This is a genomic window from Janthinobacterium sp. GW822-FHT07A03 (assembly GCF_058798815.1).
Genome location: NZ_JBXAKW010000002.1, coordinates 55,989 through 75,480, shown reverse-complemented (window position 1 = coordinate 75,480; position 19,492 = coordinate 55,989). Strand labels below are relative to the sequence as shown.

Genomic DNA, 19,492 nt, shown 5'->3' with positions numbered 1-19,492 from the left:
ATGACGCCCATGCAACTCGACCTCGACATTCGCGCCACCTTGCGCTCCGGCAAACGCCGCTTCGACATGCAGGTGCAATGCACCTCCAGCAGCCAGCGCATCGCCGTGTATGGCCCGTCCGGCGCCGGCAAGAGCATGACCCTGAAAGCCATCGCCGGACTGTTTACACCGGACGCTGGCCATATCCGCCTGAACGGGCGCACCCTGTTCGATTCCGCCGCCGGCATCAACTTGCCGCCGCAGCAGCGCAATGTCGCCTACCTGTTCCAGGATTACGCGCTGTTCCCGCACCTGACGGTGCGCCAGAACGTGGGCTTCGGCCTGGCGCGCGGCTGGTTCAATCCGCGTGCGCGCGAAAAATTGCAGAAGGTCGAGCATTGGCTGGACGCATTCCACTTGCAGGAACTGGCGCACCAGTTCCCCGACGAGTTGTCCGGAGGCCAGCGCCAAAGGGTGGCGCTGGCGAGGGCACTCGTGGCCAAACCGGCCGCGCTGCTGCTCGACGAGCCGTTTGCCGCCCTCGATCCGGCCCTGCGTGTCAAAATGCGGCTGGAACTGAGCCAGTGGCAGCAGCGCCTGGACGTGCCCATGATCCTGATCACACATGATCCCGAAGATGCGCGCATCCTGGGCGAACATGTGCTTTACTTGCGTGACGGACAAATTGACAGCATGGAAGAAAATAAGGCATTGGGTGAACGCATTGGATAAATCGGCAGCAGCGGAAATCGGCCTGCAAGGTTCGGTATGGATGACGGTGGGCGGAGAAAACCTGGGCGGCGCCGGCAGGGTGGAATTGCTGGGCGCCATCGCCGAATGCGGCTCCATCACGCAGGCGGCCAAACTCGTCAAGATGAGCTACAAGGCGGCCTGGGACGCCATCGACGCGATGAACAACCTGGCCGGCGAGCCATTGGTCGAGCGTCTGACGGGCGGCAAGGGCGGCGGCGGCACGCGGCTAACGCAGCGTGGGCGCCAGCTGGTCGACAATTTCCGTATCATCGAGCGTGAGCATGCCCGCTATCTGCGCCAGCTGGGCAGCCAGGCGGAAGGCATCGCCGACGATCTTTTACTCATACGGAGAATGGCCATGAAAACCACGGCACGCAATCAATTCCTGGGCAAAGTTGCTGAACTGAAACAAGGCGCCGTCAACGACGAAGTGACCTTGGAATTGCCGGGCGGACAGCATATCGTCGCCATCGTCACGCGTGACAGCAGCGAAAACCTGGGCCTGGTGCCGGGCGCGGAAGCGTTTGCGCTGATCAAGGCGTCGTCGATCATCCTCGTGGCGGACAGTGAAGGCGCGCGCTTTTCGGCGCGCAACCAGCTGGCCGGCACCATCACGCGCGTGCAGACGGGCGCCGTCAACACGGAAGTGGTGCTGGATTTGCCCCGTGGCGGCACCATCGCCGCCATCATCACGAACCAGAGCAGCACCGACCTGGGCATCGAGATCGGCAGCAGCGTAACGGCGATTTTCAAGGCCTCCAGCGTGATTTTGGGCGTGCCGGCGTAAGCGGCGACGCTGACCCCAGTTTTATGTTGCAGGCTTAATCTTTCAGCCTGGACAACCAATCCGCTGCCGCCGCCAGCGCCTGTTCCAGCTCCTGCGCCGTCTGCGCCAGCAGCGCCGGCACCTCGTCCAGGCGGCCCGCGTCGATGGCTTCCTCGGTGGCGAAGGCGGCGCGGATCAGGCGTTTCGTGCCCAGGGTGCCGACGGAGCCGCGCACGCCGTGCAGGATGCGCGCCACGTCGCTGTGGCGGCCCGCCTGCAACGCCGTTTCGGCGTCGCGCACGGGCGTCATGCCCTTGTTCAGCGCGTCTTCCACCATGCGCCGCAGCACGCCGCGCCCTTTTGCATCGCGCCCCATCACGCGCATCAGCGGCGCCATGGAAAACACTTCCTCATCGGCAACGGGCGCCGGCCCGGCCGTCTGCACTGGCGGGCGCTTGGGCAGGTGGCGCAGGATGACTTCCATCATCTCTTCCACCACCACGGGCTTGGCGATGAAATCGCTGATGCCGGCCGTCATGCAGCGCTCGCGCTCGGACGCCAGCACGCCGGCCGTCATGGCGATCACGGGCAGGTTCAAGCGCAGTTCCGTGCGGATGATGTGGGTGGCGCTGAAGCCGTCCATGACGGGCATCTGCATGTCCATCAGCACGATGTCGTAGCGCAGCGCTTCCGTGCGCAGCCGTTCCACGGCTTGCAAGCCGTCGCCCACCACGTCCAGGGTGGCGCCCATGTGTTCGAGGATGCCGCGCGCCACGGCCTGGTTCAAATGGTTGTCTTCCACCAGCAGGAAATGCACGCCGGCCAGTTCCGTGCCCAGCGGCTGGTGCAGGATGCGCTGCTCGCCGCCGTCGTTCTTGGTAATCAGCGCCTGGTGCAGGGCGTCGAACAGGCTCGAGCCCGTAATCGGCTTCATCAGCACGACGTCGGCCTCGGCCGCGCTGGAAATTTCTTCCAAGTGGTTGCGGGCGAAGGCGTTGACCATCACCACGATGGGCTGGCGCTGGCCGCTGGCCGCCTGGCGGATGGCCTTGGCCGTGGCCAGGCCGTCCATCACGGGCATGTGCCAGTCGGCCAGCACCACGTCGTATGGCTGCTGCTGCGCCAGGCGTTCGCGGTACAGTTCGATGGCGGCAAAGCCGGAGTCCACTTCGTCGGCCAGCCAGCCCCACGCCTCGATCAGCTTGACGATCAGTTCGCGCGTGGTGCGGTTATCGTCGGCCACCAGCAGGCGCAGCTGGCCCAGGGTGGGCGTGCGCCGCGTTTCGGCCGGCTGCGCCAGCATCTCGAAGGGCACGCTGAACCAGAAGCGGCTGCCCTTGCCTTCGCTGCTGGCGACGGCGATGTCGCCGCCCATCATGTGGATCAGCTGCTTGCTGATGGCCAGGCCCAGGCCCGTGCCGCCGAAGCGCCGCGTGATGCTCTGGTCACCCTGCGAAAACGCGGCAAACAGCTGCTGTTGCTGCAGTTCCGTCATGCCGATGCCCGTATCGCGCACTTCGAAGCGCAGCCAGGCGCGCCCGTTCTCTTTCTCGGCCAGGCTGACGGCCACCACCACTTCGCCGCTCTCGGTAAACTTGATGGCGTTGCCGGCCAGGTTGACGAGAATCTGCTGCAGGCGCTGGGCGTCGCCCACGAGGCGGCGCGGCACGTCGGGCTCGACGGCAATCGCCAGTTCCAGCTCCTTTTCGCCCGCATTCATCGTCATCGTCGTGGCCAGCGTGTTCATGACCTCGTCGAGGTCGAATTCGACGGGCGACAATTCCATGCGGCGCGCCTCGATCTTCGAATAGTCGAGCACGTCGTTGAGGATGCCCAGCAGCGACTGGCCCGCCACGCGCACCATGGTCAGGTACTTGCGCTGTTCCGTATCGAGCTTGGTATTGCCCAGCAGATACACCATGCCCAGCACGGCATTGAGGGGCGTGCGGATTTCATGGCTCATGTTGGCCACGAAATCGCTCTTCGCGCGGTTGGCCGCCTCGGCCCGGTCGCGCTCCTGTTCCAGCTCCGCCGCGCGCGATTCGAGTTCCTGCTGCAGGCGGTCGCGCTCGCTCATCAGGCCGTTGAAGGCTTCCGTCAGCTCGCCGATCTCGTCGCGCTGCTGCACCGGCACGGGGGTGAAGCGGCTGCCGCTGGTGCGCAGCGCCTGCAGGGTGTCGCGCAGGCGCACCAGGGGCGAGAGCAGGCGCACGGTGACCCAGCCCAGAACGGCCGCGGCCAGCAGCGAGGCGAGGATGCTCCACAGCACCAGCCGGTACAGCACGCCGTCGAACGGTTCGAAGGCGTCGTCGAGGGGCAGCGAGGCGGCCAGCAGCCAGTTCACCGATTTCAGGCGCTTGAAGCTGTTGACGGCCGTGATGCCGCGGCTGTTGGTGCTGACCATGGTGCCTTCGCCATCGTCCTTCAGCAGCTGGGTGGTCGTCAGGTTGGCGTTCGGCAGGCGCGGCTGCAGCAAACGGCTGGTATCGGGGTGCAGCACATAGCGCGGCACGGCGCCGCGCGTGAGGATGAAGTAATAGCCGCTCTTGCCGATCTTTTCCGAGCGCAGGCGCCCCAGCAGGTTGTCCTTGTACAGGCGCAGCACGCCGATCACCACGCCGGCCACCTGGCCATCGGCGGCCAGCACGGGCGCCACCATCTGCACGATGGGCATGCCGCTCGATTTGCCCAGCATCGGCTCGGTGATCATGGGCTGGCGCGTGCGCAGCACGGTCTGGAAGTACTCGCGCTCGGCGACGTTGATGCCGGCGCGCCCCGTGACCAGCGGCATGTCGGCCACGACGGCGCCGTGCGCGTCGAGCACCAGCACGTCGTCGAACAGCACCAGCATCGAGCGGCGCGAATAGTATTCGCGCAATTGGGCGGGCTGGCCGATCAGTTCCGGCGGCTGCTGCCGGGCCGTCAGGGTGACGATCTGCAGCAGCATGCCCAGCTTGTCGTCGAGCTCGGCGGCGGTGCGGCTGATCAGCGACGACTGCTGGCTCAGCAGTACACGGGTGAAGTCGTCGCGCATGTGCTGCACCTGGATCATGGTGACCAGCGCGATCATGGCGATCGAGGTCAGGCTGGTGGCCAGCGCGACTTTTGCTTTGATGCCGAGAGGCTTCATGATTTCCTTTTCAGTACCGTGCGGCACAGGCGGCAGATAATGCTGTCAGGAATTTTCCTATCAATACATCAACTTGGCAAGCGGCGCCGCGCAAATTGCCCGCCCCGCATGGGCTTTTGACGATGTTGCCATATAATTAAAGGCTGGACGTCGTTTATTCGCCGAAATTGCGGTGAAATTGGCACACGGCAACCCTGTATGCAGTAAACTTGTTATTGCATTTTCTTAAAGGTACCGACATGACTGAAGCGCTACTCACTCCAACCTTGCCCACAGTGAACGTGGAAGCGTTGCGTGCGCGATGCTCGACCTGCAGCATGCATCAATTGTGCCTGCCGATGGGCCTCGATGTGGGCGACATGGACAGGCTGGACCAGATCATCGGCCGCCGCCGCAAGATCGTGCGCGGCGCCTCGTTGTTCCGCATCGGCGACTCGTTCCAGAACCTGTACGCGATCCGCCTGGGGCACTTCAAGACGTACCAGATCAATCCGGGCGGCGAAGAGCAGGTGACGGGCTTCCAGATGGCGGGTGAACTGCTGGGCATGGACGCCATCAGCGCCGACCGCCACCACTGTAATGCGGTGGCGCTGGAAGACAGCGAAGTGTGTGAAATCCCGTTTTCCAGCCTGGAACAATTGCTGGGTAATATGCCGACCCTGCTGCGCCATTTCCACCGTATGATGAGCCAGGAAATCACGCGCGAGCAAAGCGTGATGCTGTTGCTGGGCAATATGCAGGCGACGCAGCGCTTTGCCGCCTTCATCGTCAACCTGGCGTCGCGCTATGAAGCGCGCGGCTATTCGGGCAGCAATTTCCAGCTGCGCATGTCGCGCGAGGAAATCGGCAACTACCTGGGCCTGACCATCGAAAGCGTCAGCCGTTTATTGTCGAAATTCAAGAAGGAAGGCTGGCTGCGCGTCTCCAACCGCGAGATCGAGATCCTGCAGCCGGCAAAACTGAAGGCTATTACGGCCGGCACCGACGTCTGCAAGTAAAGCTTAGAGTTCTTCATCGGCGTGCAGCGCGATGCTGCGCTGCAGGGGCCAGGTCCAGATGCCGGACAGGCGCCACTCGCGTTTGTCGTTTTCCACCAGCACCTGCCAGCGGCTGCGCTCGAGCATCGGCAGCGCCACGGAAAAATTGCCGGCCGCATCGGGTTGCACCAGCAGCTTGATATCCTTTTCCGGCAGGGTCGCATGCGCCAGGTGCAACTGCAACGGCCCCTGGTACGCCTTGCCGAAGCTGTGCACGGAGCCGCTCAGGCGGGCTGCAGCCACGTCATACGACAGGGTGGTATCCATCGCCAGGTCGCTGGCGATCGTGTCGCGCTTCAAATCCTGGTTGATCGCCTTGCCCTGCTTGTAATAATCGCCCACCACCAGCGCATCGGGTTGCGTAAACGCAATATAGCCCATGAAACTGCCGACGACCACGGACAGGCCGGGACCGATCATCAGCAGCCATGGCCAGCGATGCTTGTACCACGGTGCAACGGGAGGTTGCAGTTTCAGACTGTCGGACATGGTATTTCTCCTGATTAATTGGCCAGTCCCCATGCGGGGACCGGCCTTCCTGCATTAGCGCGGCACGATGAAGACCGCGCTTTCACGCACGTGCAGCGACGGGTCGTCCAGCGAGTGCAATTCGATTGCAATCTTGTTCGACCCCTTCTCGCCGACCCCGTGCGGCACGCGCAGGCGGATCGGCCAGCCCAGCGTTTCCGTCGGCTGCAACGTCACTTCATTGCGCGTCAACAAGGTCAGGCCCGGCAGACCGGATACACTGATTTTGAAATGCTGGCTTTGCTCCGAGGTGTTCATGATCTGCAGGCGGTAGACGTTTTCGATCATGCCATCTTCCACTTCGCGTCCCATCGAACCGCGGTCGCGGATCACGTCCATTTTCAGCGGCGTGCGCAGGGCCAGCGAAGTACACACGGCGATGATGATCAGGGCCAGGATGGAAGTGTAGATCAGCACGCGCGGGCGCATGGCGCGCTGGCGGATCTGCTGCGAATTGAAGTTGTTTTCCATCGCATGGTCGGTACTGTAGCGTACCAGTCCCCGCGGCCGGTCGACCTTGTCCATCACGCTGTTGCAGGCATCGACGCAGGCGGCGCAGCCGATGCATTCATACTGCAGGCCGTTGCGGATATCGATGCCGGTCGGACACACCTGCACGCACAGGGTGCAGTCGATGCAGTCGCCCAGCTTGTCGTTGTTGCCGGCCTTCTTGCTCATGGCGCCGCGTGGTTCGCCGCGCTTGGCATCGTAGGTGATGATCAGGGTGTCCTGGTCGAACATGGCGCTCTGGAAGCGCGCGTAGGGGCACATGTATTTGCACACCTGCTCGCGCAGCCAGCCCGCGTTGCCGTAGGTTGCCAGACTGTAGAACAAGACCCAGAACCATTCCCAGGGACCGAAATTGAGGGTGGTCACTTCGCGCGCCAGTTCCTTGATCGGCGTGAAGTAGCCGACAAAGGTAAAGCCCGTCCACAGGGCGATGGCGCCCCATACCAGGTGCTTGGCCGTCTTCTTGAACGCCTTGCGCACGGAGGGGCCCTGCTTGTCGAGGGCCATGCGCGCGCTGCGCGTGCCCTCGATGCGGCGTTCGACCCACAGGAAGATTTCCGTGTATACCGTTTGCGGGCAAGAGAACCCGCACCACACCCGCCCGGCAATGGCCGTGACGAGGAACAATAAATAGGCACAGATGATCAGCAGGGCCGCCAGGTAGATGAAATCCTGGGGCCACAGCACGACGCCGAAAATGTAGAACTTGCGCGTGGTCAAATCGAACAGCAGGGCTTGCCTGCCATTCCAGGTCAACCACGGCAAGCCGTAGAACGCGAGCTGGGTAAGCCAGACGCATACCCATCGCCAGGTAGCGTAGCGTCCTTTGGCCTCGCGAGGGTAGATTTGCTCGCGGGCCGCATACATCTTGATGACTTGAGGTTCCATTACGTCATTTCACGGGCGTCTGGGGATTCGACAGGCTCCAGACATACGCCGACAGCACGTGTACCTTGGATTCGCCGAGGAAATCGCTGAAGGCCGGCATGGTGTTGTTGCGACCCTTGCGGACGGTTTCCATGATGGTATCGGCGCTGCCGCCGTACAGCCAGATCTTGTCCGTCAGGTTGGGCGCACCGAGCATCTGGTTACCCTTCGCATCGGCGCCGTGACAGGCCATGCAGGCGCCGAACTTGGCCTTGCCCAGCACGGATTTGACGGGGTCCGAGGTGGAACCGGACAGGCTCAGCACGTAATGGGCCACGTTCTCGACATCCTTTTCGGAACCCAGGGCGGCGCCCATCGGCGGCATCTGCCCATTGCGGCCGTGCATGATGGTGGTCTTGATGATGTCGGGATCACCGCCATACAGCCAGTCCTTGTCCGTCAGGTTGGGGAAGCCCTTGTTGCCGCGCGCATCCGAACCGTGGCATTGCGCGCAGTAGGTCAGGAACAGACGCTGGCCGATGGCTTGCGCCTGCGGATCGGCGGCCACCGTCTTCAAGTCCTGGCTCAGGTACTTGTTGAACAGGGGGCCGTAGTCGGCTTCCGCCTTCTTCAGCTCTTCTTCGTACTGGCCCGTCGATTTCCAGCCCAGGCTGCCGGCATAGTTGCCCAGGCCCGGGTACAGGAACAGGTAGGCCAGCGCGAAGACGATGGTGATGTAGAACAGCCACATCCACCAGCGCGGCATCGGCGTGTTGAGTTCCTTCAAGTCCTCGTCCCAGACGTGGCCCGTGGTGCCGTCGGCGGGGGCGCCGGCGGCCACTTTCACTTTCGACTGCGAGTACAGCAGCACGCCGCAGCCGATGATGCCCAGCAGGGACAGCACGATGATGTAGATGTTCCAGAAGCCATTGGTAAAGTCAGCCATGGTTGCGCTCCTTCGCCAGGTTCATCTCGGCCTCGGCCGGATAGTCGAGCGCGTCGTCGGCGAACGGCAGGCGCGCCGCCGCGTCGAAGTCGCTATTGCTGCGGCTGAACGTCCACCACAGGATGCCCACGAACGTCGTAAAGGAAACCACCGTCATGACGCTGCTGGCGCTGTCAAACAGGTTTTCGATTGCCATGCTAATTCCTTGTTTTGATTAATGTACCGAGGCCTTGCAGATAGGCGACCAGGGCGTCTTCTTCCGTCTTGTCCTGCAGCTGCGCGGGGCCGGCGGCGATCTCTTCATCGCTGTACGGCTGGCCCAGGCGTTTCAGGGCGCGCATCTTCGGCATGATGTCGTCAGGCACCAGCTTGGTCTTCGCCAGCCAGGGGTAGGCCGGCATGTTCGACTCGGGCACCACGTCGCGCGGGTTGTTCAGGTGCGTGCGGTGCCATTCGTCGCTGTAGCGGGCGCCCACGCGGGCCAGGTCCGGGCCCGTGCGCTTGGAACCCCACTGGAACGGACGGTCGTAGACGAACTCGCCGGCGACCGAATAGTGGCCATAGCGTTCCGTTTCCGCGCGCAGCGGACGCACCATCTGCGAATGGCAGTTGTAGCAGCCTTCGCGCACGTAGATGTCGCGGCCCGCCAGGCGCAGCGGCGAGTACGGCTTCAGGCCGGCGACGGGTTCCGTCGTGCTCTTCTGGAAGAACAGGGGGACGATCTCGACGGCGCCGCCGATGCTGATCACCACCGTGACCAGGGCGATCAGCAGCCAGGGGTTTTTCTCAATCCATGCATGTGAAAATTTCATTTGCTTTTGCTCCTATCAGGCGTGCGCCGCGTTCAGTTCCGGAATGCGGGCGACGGGGAGTTTGCTGCCGCGCAGAGTCATCCAGGTGTTGTAGCCCATGATGCACATACCCGACAGGTACAGCAGGCCACCGGCCACGCGCACCACGTAGTACGGATACGTTGCTTTCACGCTTTCGACAAAGGTGTAGGTCAGGGTGCCGTCCGGGTTGACCGCGCGCCACATCAGGCCCTGCATCACGCCGGCGATCCACATGGCGGCGATGTACAGCACGATGCCGATGGTGGCCACCCAGAAGTGCACGTCGACCAGGCGCGTGCTGTGCATCTGCGTGCGGCCCGCCAGGCGCGGCAGCAGGTAGTAGATCGAACCCATGGTGATGAAGCCGACCCAGCCCAGGGCGCCCGCATGCACGTGGGCCACGGTCCAGTCGGTGTAGTGCGACAGCGAGTTGATGGTCTTGATCGACATCATCGGGCCTTCGAAGGTGGCGATGCCGTAGAACGACAGCGAGACGATCATGAATTTCAGGATCGGGTCGGTGCGCAGCTTGTGCCAGGCGCCTGACAGGGTCATGATGCCGTTGATCATGCCGCCCCAGCTTGGCGCCAGCAGGACCAGCGAGAAGACCATGCCGATCGATTGCGTCCAGTCAGGCAATGCCGTGTAGTGCAGGTGATGCGGGCCCGCCCACATGTAGGTGAAGATCAGCGCCCAGAAGTGGACGATCGACAAACGGTACGAGTACACGGGGCGCTCGGCCTGTTTCGGGATGAAGTAGTAGACCATGCCCAGGTAGCCGGCGGTCAGGATGAAGCCCACCGCGTTATGGCCGTACCACCACTGGATCATGGCGTCCTGCACGCCCGCATAGGCGGAATACGACTTGGTGAACGAGGCCGGCATGACGGCGCCATTGACCACGTGCAAAATCGTCACGGCCAGGATGTAGGCGCCGAAGAACCAGTTGGCCACGTAGATATGCTTGACCTTGCGCTTGATCAAGGTGCCGAAGAAAACGATGGCGTAAGCGATCCAGACGACGGCGATGAGGATGGCGATCGGCCATTCCAGCTCGGCGTATTCCTTGCCGCGCGTCAGGCCCATGGGCAGGCTGACGACGGCGCACAGGATCACGGCTTGCCAGCCCCAGAACGTGAAGGCGGCCAGCTTGTCGGAAAACAGGCGCACCTGGCAGGTGCGTTGCACGACGTAGTACGAGGTGGCGAACAGGCCGCAGATGCCGAAGGCGAAAATCACCGCATTCGTGTGCAGCGGACGCAGACGTCCGTATGTCAGCCAAGGTATGTCGAGGTTCAGGGCAGGCCAGGCCAGCTGAGCGGCGATGATAACGCCAACCAGCATGCCGATGATGCCCCATACCACAGTAGCGACCGCGAATTGCTTCACGATCTTGTAGTTATAGTTCAGCGATTGATCCACAAAGACTCTCCCTGGAATTACTATTTATGATGGTGGCCAGAGAGTAAGTGTTTGACCGCGAAAAAACTTTGATGTGGATCAAAATTCCCCGGATGAAATAAGCGTAGCGAACTGGCATCGAAATAAAGTGATATTCCGGTCAAAAAAGCCGTACAAGATCCCTGCAACGGCTGGCTTGACATGGCGTAAAACGTGCATGGAAGCAATGGCCTACAGTGGCTTGTCCAGACACGCCCAAGGCCCGCCATGGAAGACCCCGAACGTCGCGATCCGTTTGATGCCCAGGTGGACATGGTCGTGGGCAAGGTCGAGGGTACAACCCTGTTCAGTCACTGCCTGCTTGATTGCTTGCAGCAGATGCCGTCGCCGGGCATCGTCATCTTCGTGCATGGCGTCAATTCCGACGGCGAGTGGTACCGCGCAGCCGAAGCAGGCCTGTGCAAGGGCCTGAACACGCGCATGAAGCGCTGCGACGAGCATATAGTCCATGCCACGGCGCAGGCGGGGCAGCTGACGCCGGTATGCTACCGTAGCGAACTGAGCGATGACGGCTATATCGACCCCGACTATACGGCCGCCACCTTTATCGCGCCGCAGGCGCATTTCTCGCCCGTGATCCAGTTCCGTTGGGGCTACAAGGCCAGCGACAGGGAATTGCAGCAATATGGCGATTCGGTCTACCTGAACGAACACGCTTACTGGGGCGGCGGCCCGTTCGCCAACGGCTGCTCCTCCCTGCCTGACCTGTGGGGCGAAGGTCTGTCGGACGCCCTCTTCCTGTTCATCCACATCGAGCATCTGAATCCCGTCAACGACCGCATCGTGTATGCCTGCCCGCCGCGCCCCTATTTCGTGCTGGCCGCGCTACGCCTGGCGCACCTGGTGGCGGCCATCCGCCGGCAGCAGGCCGACGTGCCGATTACCCTTGTCTGCCACAGCCAGGGCAATATGGTGGGCATGGCGGCCGCATTTCTAGGCAATAAGATGGCCAAGGTGCAGGATGCGGCAGGCAAAAGCGGGCGCTGCGTGGCCGATACCTATGTCTTGTGCAACCCGCCCTATAGCCTGTTGCGCAGAAACGATACGGAAGGCTGGCTGCAGGGACAGGTCAGGGATGTCGATGGCAATGTGGGCCGGCAGAGCGGCGAGGCGCGCCGCAAGACCCTGGCGGCGTTTTTCGACATCGTGCGTGGTCAGGCCACGGAGCCGCCCATGTCTGCCGCGCTGGCGGACATGGCCGCGAATGTGCACCATGATTTCACCCTGGACAAGGACATGGCCGCCTATGCCTGCGGCCCGCAGCCAACGACGCGCGGCCGCGTCACCTTGTATTGCAATCCGCACGACCGGGTGATTTCCGCCACGCCCATCCAGGGCATGGGCTGGTTAGGTCTGAGCGCCGAAGAAATCAAGGCCACGCGCGGCGACGGCGTGTTCAGCCAGCGCGTGTTTGCGCAGGGCTTTCCCGTTGGCAAGCGCGCTGACTATGACTATTGGAGCAACCATTATCGCCAGCCCGCGCGGGGCAGCGCCGATTTCTGGCATCCCCGTTCGCCAATTTCCAGATACGACCCGGACAAGGGTGTGCGCGCCAGCGCCAGCGCGGCAGGCAAGGTGGCGACCGTACGCACCGCCGCCGCCACGTCAGCGCTGATGAAGTGGCTCAAGACCCCCATCAATGCCGTGCCGCCCGACGACTGGCGCATCCCCGTGACGGCGCCCGCCTTGCCTGAAGTGTTTACACCGCAGGCCATGCGCTTTGGCGTACCCAGCCCGCAGTTCGACCAGGATCTCGATCCGCCCGGCACGCACCGCCATGCGGGCAAGGCGCGCCTGGCAGGCGAGCCGTATGCCGATACAAGCGTGGGCGGCACGCCGCAGGGCAACCGCGATACCGAGGCGGCATTGCGCTACGAAGACCATGCCCGCCTGCGCATGAAGGCCCGCCGCGAGAAGCTCGACGGCCTTGACGGCAAGGCGATGATGGAAGACGACCTGCCCACCGCCACGCCGGAATATTTGCATTGGCGCAAGCAGGAAATCCAGGGGCAACTGGCGGCCACCTGCGACACGCATGCGACCGATCATTCCACCATCCTGAGCAATCCCCGGCACGCGGAAAAGGCGCTGGCGTATGACGTGGCGATCGGGGTGTGCCATATCAGCGAGGAGGCGATGCGGGAATTGAGAGTGATTGCGGATTGGCGATTGTTGAAGGAGTTGGAAAAAAAGGGTAATTCAAACAGAATTTTTCTTGAATATTTCAAGCTTGGTTTGTTTAAAAAAAAACCGTTATTGGAGTGGGTTCAAAGTGATGGCAGCGCTGGAAGCATGCCTCCCGAGATAGTGGATGAGCGCATGTACAAGCGCCCGGAGACCTCCTGATGCGCAACTTGATTGCTACTCTTCCGCGCAGGCTGGGCTGGAGCATATTTGTTTTCAGTCTTGCGTTTGGCATTGCACTTTGGTCGGTACTGCAGGCCCCGCCAGTCGATGTGCCTCTTGAAGGAGGATTGCTGATGAAACGATTATTGTTGATGCCGGGATTGCTGGCGCTTGCCGTCCTTTTTCTGACCTCGGCCTGCGCCAGCAAGGCATCGGTTGCGGCACCGGTTGCCGCCGTTATCCCTGCTGCGCCCGCGCAGCCGTACATGGCGCAGGTGGTGGGCGTGCAGTGGCTCAATCCCCTGCAGCGGCGTGACTATCCGACCGAGTGGCAACTGCTGTGGACACTGGGCCTGGCCAAGCCGAACAAGGACGATAGCAAGGTAAAGGAAAATCCTGTGCGTTTTGGCAAGGTTCAATCGATCGGCATGATTGCTTCCGGCAACAAGGGGCGGGAAACATTCAATGGATATCATGAAAAGTATGTGGAGGAATTGATCACGCTGTTTCATGATATTTATTTCTCGAACGAAGAATATTTTTACAACGCCCATTCGCTGACCGACAAATCCACGCGCCGTGAACTGGCCGGCATCCATGTTGAATATGCCCTGCCGGCTGGGCGGCTTGATCCCGTGGAAGCGGCGGAATACTTGCGCGAGGAGATTGTCGATACCTTCAGCATCGGCAACCCCCATTTCCCCGGTTCCTGGACCACGGCCACGCCGCCCGACGTGCGCGTGACCATGGGCGGCGCCAACGCGGGCTTTACGTCCCTGGCGGCGGGCCTGGCTTACCTGCAGGCCAATCCCGACAAGACGGTGTGGGTGATGAACTGGGATGCGCCCAGTTATCCGCCCAAGGATGAGCAGATCAATGAAAACATGGTCCTGCTGGTGCTGGCCGGCCCCGGCTATCAGACGCAGCGCGCGCCGCTGGCCTGGCTGGGTTTTCCCGCCACGCGCAATGTTGCCGATTTCAGCGCCGGCAAGGGCGCTGCCCCGCGCGCCATGCAGGCGTGGAGCGCTGCCATCGACGCTGCCGCCCGGAACGCGCAATTGAACGACGACGCCATCGGCTACGTCATCCACGATGCCGGCAGCACCTATCCAGTCTCGTCAGAACGGCTCGGCCCGCTGGCGCAAAGCCTGACGCAGCAATTGCCCGACTTCGATTTCAACAAGCAGACCTTCAACATGCCGGAACTCCTGGGCGAGACGGGCGCGGGTACGGCGCTGACGAATGTGGCACTCGCTATCGCTCATGCCAACCACGTGGGCCGGCCCGTGCTGGTGGCGGGCAGCAGTGATAGCGAGAGCGCGACTGCCGTGGTGGTTGCGCCGCCGGCCGTGGTGCGGCCCGTTGACCACGAACAGCCGTGGTTCCGCGCGCGCGGCGGCAATACCGTGTTTCTGCCGTGGTGGGGCCGGCGCTTCGATGCGCGGCCGGGGTCGCAAGGCTATTCGCGCTGAGGAGCCGGCGGGGCGGCCGATTCCGGCGGCGTATCGTCATCCTGCAGCACGCGCAGGCCCGGTCCGACGAGGTCGTCGAACTGGCCGCTGTCCGAGGCCGTGAAATACACCCACAGCGCGATGAAGACGACCACGACGCTCAAGGGGATGAGGAGATACAGTGCTTCCATGTTCAGGCTTTCCGCAGGCGCAGGGCGTTGGCGATGACGACGGCCGAGCTGGCAGCCATGCCGACGCCGGACAGCCAGGGGTTCAAGAAGCCCAGCGCGGCGGCCGGGATGGCCGTCAGATTGTACAGCGTGGCCCAGCCCAGGTTTTCGCGGATGATGCGCATGCTGCGCGCGGCCGTTTTTGCCGTGTCCAGCACGGACATCAATTGGCTCGACAGCAGCACCGTGTCCGCATGGGCCTGCGCCAGCGCGGCGCCGGAACCCATGGCGAAGGACACGTCGGCGCCGCTCAGCACGGCGGCGTCGTTGATGCCGTCGCCCACCATCGCCACGACGGCGCCCGTCGCCTGCAATTGCTGCACGAAATCGAGCTTTTCATCGGGCAGGCATTCGCCGCAGGCCGTGTTGATGCCCAGTTCCGTCGCCACGCTTTGCGTCAGCGCTTCCTGGTCGCCGCTCAGCAGCACGACTTGCTTGCCGCGCCGCTGGAAATACGCGACCACGTCGCGCGCCTCGGGACGCAGCGCATCGCTGAGCAGGAAACGTGTCAGCCACCGCCCCTGCGTGCCCAGATACAGCGGCGTCATGCCCTGCATGCCGACGGCCGTGTCGCCCAGCGGCGGGCCCGCGATGGCGGCGACAAAGGCCGCATTGCCCAGGCGGTAGCGCACGCCATCGACGACGCCTTCGAGCCCCTGGCCCTGCACTTCCTGCAGGTTTTCCGCATGCATGCGCGGCGTTTCTCCCGCTGCTGCCAGGATCGCCTGCGCCAGCGGATGGGCGCTGCCCGCTTCCAGCACGGCGGCCACCTGCAGGCAAGCGTCTTCCGTCATGCCGTCCAGGCCCTCGATCTGCTTGAGCACGGGCCGGCCCAGGGTCAACGTCCCCGTCTTGTCGAAGACGATGTGGGTGGCGCGGTGCAAGGTTTCCAGCACGTGCGGCTGGACGATCAGCACGCCGCGCCGCAGCAGGCTGTCGGTGGCGGCCGCCAGCGCCGTGGGCGTGGCGAGAGACAGCGCGCAGGGGCACGACACGACCAGCACGGCGATGGCCACGGGCCACGCCTGCGACGGGTCGTGCCAGCTCCAGAAGGCGAACACGGCGACGGCAAACAGCAGCAGGCCCAGCACGAACCAGGCGGCGACCTTGTCGGCCCACTGCGCGATCTGCGGCTTGCCGCTGCCGGCCCGCTCGATCAGTTTCAGCAGGTCGGACAAGGTACTTTCGCGCGCGGGCTTGAGCACGCGCAAGATGAGCGCCGCGCTGGCGTTGATGGCGCCGCCCGGTACCCGTTCTCCCGTCTTGCGGCGCTGCGCTGCGCTCTCGCCCGTCAGCAGCGATAAATCGAGCGCGCTGTTGCCTTCGATGATGACGCTGTCGGCGGCGATCGCCTCGCCCGGTTTGACTAAAATGATGTCGCCGACGGCCAGGCTGCCGGCCGGCACCAGGGTGGTGGCGCGGTTGTCGGGAAAGCCCGCCATCAGCGAGGCGGACGCGGGCAAGGCATGCTGCAGCCGTTCCAGCGCCGAGGCGGCCTTGCGACGCGCCTGCAGCTCGAAATAGCGGCTGCACAGCAGCAGGAAGATGAACATCGTGGCCGAGTCGTAATACACCTCGCCGCGGCCCGTCAACGTCGCCACCACGCTGCCGAAGAAGGCCGCGAGGATGCCCAGCGCCACGGGCACGTCCATGCCCAGGGTGCGCGCGCGCAGGCTGGCCCAGGCGCCCTGGAAAAACGGCATGGCCGAATAGCAGATGGCAGGTAACGTCAGCAGCAGGCTGGCCCAGCGCATCAGGCTGGCCATGTTGTCGTCCAGCGTGCCGTCTTCGGCGGCCAGGTAGGCGGGCGCCACGTACATCATGACCTGCATCATCGACAGGCCCGCCACGAACAGCTGGCGGCCCAGTGTCTTGCTGGCTTTTTGCAGGCGTTCGCCATGGCGCACGGCGTCATACGGATAGGCCGTGTAGCCGACTTGCCGCACGGCTTGCAGGATGTCGCCCGGCTCGCACTGCGCGCGGCTCCAGCGCACGTACAGGCGCTCCGTGGCGACGTTCAGGCTGGCCGCCTGCACGCCGGGCAGGCGCGTCAGCTGGCGCTCGATCAGCCAGACGCAGGCGGCGCAGCGGATGCCCTCGACGGACAGCGTTGCTTCGCAGCTGCTGGCATCGCGCGCGAATTGCGCGTCGTCATTGCTGTACAAACGCAGCTCGGGCGGCACCATGGCGGCGCCGGCCGCGTTGACGGCATATTCGTCGCGGTCGCGGTAATACGCGCTCTGGCCGATGTCGACGATGGTTTGCGCCACCGCTTCGCAGCCGGGGCAGCACATGGCGCGCGGCACGTCGTCGATGGTGACGTTCCAGCTCGAGCCGCCTGGCACGGGCAAGCCGCAATGGAAGCAGGCGGAGGGTTGTAAAACTGCATTCATAGGTTTGTTTTCATGCGTCTTTTCATGGATGGCCCGTGACGCACAGGGCGTCGAGCCAGCCCAGCGATACGCCATGCGCGGCGCGCAGCAGGCCCAGCAGGCCAAAGCCCAGCACCAGCACGCCGCTGGCGATGCGCACGGGGCGGCGCTGCATCTGCGTGCGCAGCCGCGTGCCCAGCAAGCCCATGCCCAGCAGGGTGGGCAGGGTGCCCAGGCCGAAGGCGGCCATGGCGGCCGCGCCGCGCAATGCCGAGCCTTGCATCATGGCCGTCAGCAGCGCGCTGTAGACCATGCCGCATGGCACCCAGCCCCACAGGCCGCCCACGGCCAGCGCTTTTAGAGGGGTATCCATCGGCATCAGCGGTTTCAGCAGGGGGCGCACGCGGCGCCAGACGACATTTCCGGCCGCTTCGACTCTAGCCAGGCCGCGCCAGGCGTCCATCAGGTACAGGCCCAAGGCCACCAGCATCAGGTTGGCCAGCCAGTAGCCGGCCACCTGCAGGGACGCCAGGTGCAGCATGCCGGCGCCCGCCAGGCTGCCGGCCAGGGCGCCGGCCAGCATGTAGCTGGCGATGCGCCCGCCGTTATACGCCAGCACGCGCAGGACGTTCGCCTGCACGGTTGTCTGCAATGCCGGGCGCGCCACGGCGATGGCGATCACCGGGCGGGCCGGCGCGGGAGCGGCACCGCCGCCCAGCGACAGGGCGCCGACGATGCCGCCGCACATGCCGATGCAGTGCACGCTGCCGGCCAGGCCGACCAGGAACATGGGCACGAGGCTGAGGGCGTTCATCGGGCGGCGTTACACCGTTTTCGAGTAGCGCAGCGGCTGCACCGCATCCGGCGTGGCATTCGCGCGCGCCAGGGTCAGGTAGCGGTCGAAGACCATGCAGATATTGCGGATCAGCAAGCGCCCTTTCGGCGTCACCGTCAGCCAGTCTTCCTCGATGACGAGCAAGCCGTCGCGCGCCAGTTCGCGCAGCTTTTCCAGCTCGGCGGCGAAATAGCTGCGGAACTTGACGGGGTGCGCCTGCTCGATGGTGGCGATCGACAATTCGAAGTTGCACATCAGCATCTGGATGATGATACGGCGCAATAAATCATCGGTATCTAGCTTGATGCCGCGCGCGATCGGCAGCACGCCTTCGTCGAGCTTTTCGTAGTAGGCGTCGAGCGTTTTTTCATTCTGGCTGTAGACGGCGCCGACGGAGCTGATGGCCGACACGCCGCAGGCGATCAGGTCCGCTTCCGCGCGCGTCGAGTATCCCTGAAAATTGCGGTGCAGGCGGCCCTGGCGCTGCGCCACGGCCAGGTCGTCCGTGGGCTTGGCGAAATGGTCCATGCCGATGTAGACATAGCCGGCGGCCGTCAGGCGCGCGATGCACAGGCCCAACATGGCCAGCTTGGTGGCGCTGTCGGGCATGTCGGCGTCGAGGATGCGGCGCTGCGGCTTGAACAGGTGCGGCATGTGCGCGTAGTGGTACAGGGCGATGCGGTCGGGGCTGGCGGAGATGACCTTGCGCAAGGTTTCCGTCATTGTCTCCAGGCTTTGCTTGGGTAAACCGTAGATCAGGTCTATGCTGATCGAGCGGAAACCGGCGTCGCGCGCCGCCTGCATGATGGCCACCGTTTCCGCTTCCGGCTGGATGCGGTTGACGGCTTTTTGCACGTCCGCGTCGAAATCCTGCACGCCCAGGCTGATGCGATTAAAGCCTTGCGCGCGCAGGGAAAACACGCGTTCGCGCGATACGGTGCGCGGGTCGATTTCGATCGAATATTCGCCGTCTTCATCGGAGGCGAACTCGAAATGCTGGCGCAGGTGCGCCATCAGTTCGTCCATCTGCTTTTCGCTCAGGTAGGTGGGCGTGCCGCCGCCGAAGTGTAGTTGCTCGATTTGGTTCATGCCGGCAAACAGCTTGCCCTGCATGGCGATTTCCTGCTTCAGATAGCTGAGGTAGGTGGCGGCCTTGCTGCGGTCTTTCGTGATGATCTTGTTGCAGGCGCAGTAGTAGCACAGGGTGTCGCAAAACGGCACGTGCACGTACAGCGACAGCGGCCGGCGGCCGCCGCGCATGCGCAGCGCGGCCAGCGCTTCGAGGAAATTGCCGTAGCCGAAGTCGGCATTGAAACGGTCGGCGGTCGGATACGACGTGTAGCGGGGGCCGGACTGGCTCATCTTGCCGATGATGACCGGGTCGAATTCGACGACGGCGTCCAGGTCGGCGGAAGCACTGCTGAGTAGTGTAGGCATGATGTGTTTGT

The 19,492-nt window shown here is 63.6% G+C and carries 16 protein-coding genes; 5 read left to right on the top strand and 11 right to left on the bottom strand.

Going from position 1 to position 19,492, the window contains the following annotated elements:
- Positions 1 to 9 precede the first annotated feature (9 nt).
- Together AC1RJW_RS06345 and AC1RJW_RS06340 are read left to right on the top strand one after the other, a co-directional pair.
- A complete protein-coding gene (locus tag AC1RJW_RS06345) occupies positions 10 to 711 on the top strand; it encodes a sulfate/molybdate ABC transporter ATP-binding protein (RefSeq protein WP_493044268.1) in 702 nt (233 codons plus the stop codon).
- A 40-nt stretch (positions 712 to 751) separates the two neighbouring features.
- The gene (locus AC1RJW_RS06340) at positions 752 to 1,519 is read left to right on the top strand and encodes a TOBE domain-containing protein (protein ID WP_493044708.1); all 768 of its coding nucleotides are present in this window, start codon (positions 752 to 754) and stop codon (positions 1,517 to 1,519) included.
- Between the two features lie 34 nt (positions 1,520 to 1,553).
- Here the strand turns inward: AC1RJW_RS06340 and AC1RJW_RS06335 are convergent, their stop codons facing one another.
- Positions 1,554 to 4,628: a response regulator gene (locus AC1RJW_RS06335; protein WP_493044267.1), complete on the bottom strand. Its 3,075-nt coding sequence runs from the start codon at positions 4,626 to 4,628 to the stop codon at positions 1,554 to 1,556.
- A 239-nt stretch (positions 4,629 to 4,867) separates the two neighbouring features.
- Here AC1RJW_RS06335 and fnr point away from each other — a divergent pair, with 239 nt between their 5' ends.
- Complete coding sequence (fnr, locus tag AC1RJW_RS06330) at positions 4,868 to 5,626, top strand: fumarate/nitrate reduction transcriptional regulator Fnr (protein WP_034782711.1); 759 nt, start codon at positions 4,868 to 4,870, stop codon at positions 5,624 to 5,626.
- A gap of 3 nt (positions 5,627 to 5,629) precedes the next feature.
- On the opposite strand, the gene AC1RJW_RS06325 is transcribed toward fnr, so the two are convergent.
- Genes AC1RJW_RS06325 through ccoN form a run of 6 tightly spaced genes read right to left on the bottom strand, consistent with a single transcriptional unit; the run spans position 5,630 to position 10,771 of the window.
- Entirely contained in the window at positions 5,630 to 6,154 is a 525-nt protein-coding gene (locus tag AC1RJW_RS06325; RefSeq protein ID WP_099408211.1) for a FixH family protein, read from the bottom strand.
- A 54-nt stretch (positions 6,155 to 6,208) separates the two neighbouring features.
- Positions 6,209 to 7,591, bottom strand: coding sequence for a cytochrome c oxidase accessory protein CcoG (gene ccoG, locus AC1RJW_RS06320; RefSeq protein WP_493044266.1), 1,383 nt, complete (start codon positions 7,589 to 7,591; stop codon positions 6,209 to 6,211).
- Between the two features lie 4 nt (positions 7,592 to 7,595).
- Positions 7,596 to 8,516 carry a cytochrome-c oxidase, cbb3-type subunit III gene (ccoP, locus tag AC1RJW_RS06315; RefSeq protein ID WP_152284391.1) on the bottom strand — a complete coding sequence of 307 codons (921 nt, stop codon included), beginning with the start codon at positions 8,514 to 8,516 and terminating at the stop codon, positions 7,596 to 7,598.
- Positions 8,509 to 8,712 (bottom strand): cbb3-type cytochrome oxidase subunit 3, encoded by a 204-nt coding sequence (locus AC1RJW_RS06310; protein ID WP_314624960.1) that lies wholly within the window; start codon positions 8,710 to 8,712, stop codon positions 8,509 to 8,511. Before AC1RJW_RS06310 ends, ccoP begins: the two co-directional genes overlap by 8 nt.
- Position 8,713: 1 nt before the next feature.
- The gene (gene ccoO / locus AC1RJW_RS06305; RefSeq protein WP_070223252.1) at positions 8,714 to 9,328 is read right to left on the bottom strand and encodes a cytochrome-c oxidase, cbb3-type subunit II; all 615 of its coding nucleotides are present in this window, start codon (positions 9,326 to 9,328) and stop codon (positions 8,714 to 8,716) included.
- A gap of 15 nt (positions 9,329 to 9,343) precedes the next feature.
- Positions 9,344 to 10,771 carry a cytochrome-c oxidase, cbb3-type subunit I gene (gene ccoN / locus AC1RJW_RS06300; protein ID WP_046681775.1) on the bottom strand — a complete coding sequence of 476 codons (1,428 nt, stop codon included), beginning with the start codon at positions 10,769 to 10,771 and terminating at the stop codon, positions 9,344 to 9,346.
- Positions 10,772 to 11,017: 246 nt separating this feature from the next.
- Here ccoN and AC1RJW_RS06295 point away from each other — a divergent pair, with 246 nt between their 5' ends.
- Positions 11,018 to 13,156, top strand: coding sequence for a T6SS effector phospholipase Tle3 domain-containing protein (locus AC1RJW_RS06295; protein ID WP_493044265.1), 2,139 nt, complete (start codon positions 11,018 to 11,020; stop codon positions 13,154 to 13,156).
- Positions 13,156 to 14,628 carry a virulence factor gene (locus AC1RJW_RS06290; protein ID WP_493044264.1) on the top strand — a complete coding sequence of 491 codons (1,473 nt, stop codon included), beginning with the start codon at positions 13,156 to 13,158 and terminating at the stop codon, positions 14,626 to 14,628. Before AC1RJW_RS06295 ends, AC1RJW_RS06290 begins: the two co-directional genes overlap by 1 nt.
- On the opposite strand, the gene ccoS is transcribed toward AC1RJW_RS06290, so the two are convergent.
- From ccoS to hemN, 4 genes are read right to left on the bottom strand one after another with little or no spacing between them, the layout of a single operon-like run.
- The gene (gene ccoS, locus AC1RJW_RS06285) at positions 14,616 to 14,798 is read right to left on the bottom strand and encodes a cbb3-type cytochrome oxidase assembly protein CcoS (RefSeq protein ID WP_493044263.1); all 183 of its coding nucleotides are present in this window, start codon (positions 14,796 to 14,798) and stop codon (positions 14,616 to 14,618) included. The genes AC1RJW_RS06290 and ccoS overlap by 13 nt on opposite strands.
- Before the next feature lie 2 nt (positions 14,799 to 14,800).
- Positions 14,801 to 17,230 (bottom strand): heavy metal translocating P-type ATPase, encoded by a 2,430-nt coding sequence (locus tag AC1RJW_RS06280; RefSeq protein WP_493044262.1) that lies wholly within the window; start codon positions 17,228 to 17,230, stop codon positions 14,801 to 14,803.
- 22 nt (positions 17,231 to 17,252) lie between these two features.
- A complete protein-coding gene (locus AC1RJW_RS06275; RefSeq protein ID WP_493044261.1) occupies positions 17,253 to 18,023 on the bottom strand; it encodes a sulfite exporter TauE/SafE family protein in 771 nt (256 codons plus the stop codon).
- A 9-nt stretch (positions 18,024 to 18,032) separates the two neighbouring features.
- Positions 18,033 to 19,481: an oxygen-independent coproporphyrinogen III oxidase gene (gene hemN / locus AC1RJW_RS06270; protein ID WP_493044260.1), complete on the bottom strand. Its 1,449-nt coding sequence runs from the start codon at positions 19,479 to 19,481 to the stop codon at positions 18,033 to 18,035.
- Positions 19,482 to 19,492: the final 11 nt, after the last annotated feature.

Excerpts from the sequence above, each read along its gene's own strand:
- ccoP (WP_152284391.1), bottom strand. The coding sequence starts at position 8,516 with ATGGCTGACTTTACCAATGGCTTCTGGAACATCTACATCATCGTGCTG.
- AC1RJW_RS06280 (WP_493044262.1), bottom strand. The coding sequence starts at position 17,230 with ATGAATGCAGTTTTACAACCCTCCGCCTGCTTCCATTGCGGCTTGCCC.
- AC1RJW_RS06335 (WP_493044267.1), bottom strand. The coding sequence starts at position 4,628 with ATGAAGCCTCTCGGCATCAAAGCAAAAGTCGCGCTGGCCACCAGCCTG.
- AC1RJW_RS06295 (WP_493044265.1), top strand. The coding sequence starts at position 11,018 with ATGGAAGACCCCGAACGTCGCGATCCGTTTGATGCCCAGGTGGACATG.
- hemN (WP_493044260.1), bottom strand. The coding sequence starts at position 19,481 with ATGCCTACACTACTCAGCAGTGCTTCCGCCGACCTGGACGCCGTCGTC.
- AC1RJW_RS06340 (WP_493044708.1), top strand. The coding sequence starts at position 752 with ATGACGGTGGGCGGAGAAAACCTGGGCGGCGCCGGCAGGGTGGAATTG.
- ccoS (WP_493044263.1), bottom strand. The coding sequence starts at position 14,798 with ATGGAAGCACTGTATCTCCTCATCCCCTTGAGCGTCGTGGTCGTCTTC.
- fnr (WP_034782711.1), top strand. The coding sequence starts at position 4,868 with ATGACTGAAGCGCTACTCACTCCAACCTTGCCCACAGTGAACGTGGAA.
- ccoO (WP_070223252.1), bottom strand. The coding sequence starts at position 9,328 with ATGAAATTTTCACATGCATGGATTGAGAAAAACCCCTGGCTGCTGATC.
- AC1RJW_RS06345 (WP_493044268.1), top strand. The coding sequence starts at position 10 with ATGCAACTCGACCTCGACATTCGCGCCACCTTGCGCTCCGGCAAACGC.
- AC1RJW_RS06310 (WP_314624960.1), bottom strand. The coding sequence starts at position 8,712 with ATGGCAATCGAAAACCTGTTTGACAGCGCCAGCAGCGTCATGACGGTG.
- AC1RJW_RS06275 (WP_493044261.1), bottom strand. The coding sequence starts at position 18,023 with ATGAACGCCCTCAGCCTCGTGCCCATGTTCCTGGTCGGCCTGGCCGGC.
- AC1RJW_RS06290 (WP_493044264.1), top strand. The coding sequence starts at position 13,156 with ATGCGCAACTTGATTGCTACTCTTCCGCGCAGGCTGGGCTGGAGCATA.
- AC1RJW_RS06325 (WP_099408211.1), bottom strand. The coding sequence starts at position 6,154 with ATGTCCGACAGTCTGAAACTGCAACCTCCCGTTGCACCGTGGTACAAG.
- ccoG (WP_493044266.1), bottom strand. The coding sequence starts at position 7,591 with ATGGAACCTCAAGTCATCAAGATGTATGCGGCCCGCGAGCAAATCTAC.